Genomic DNA, 230 nt, shown 5'->3' on the forward strand with positions numbered 1-230 from the left:
GGTTATGATCAGTTAGCCTCCCCAGAAGCAACCCCCCTCATCGTGGTTATTCCAGATTTTGTGAGCAGTGAATTACAAACCGCTATCATTATCGGTGATATGTGTTATAGTCCGTTTTTAATTGGTGATTTCTTAGTTGCAGCGGTAGTAATGGCGATGGGTATGCTGTTGCTTTCGCCGATGATCGTATCGATACCAATTAAAATCATGCTATTTTTGCTGGTTGATGG

1 pseudogene is annotated in these 230 nt (G+C 42.2%); it reads left to right on the forward strand.

Annotated features, from left to right (window positions below):
• A pseudogene (locus CWB85_RS22290) lies at positions 1 to 230 on the forward strand (flagellar type III secretion system pore protein FliP); the annotation flags it as partial.

Source organism: Pseudoalteromonas sp. S1727 (genome assembly GCF_005886375.1).
GTDB lineage: Bacteria > Pseudomonadota > Gammaproteobacteria > Enterobacterales > Alteromonadaceae > Pseudoalteromonas > Pseudoalteromonas haloplanktis.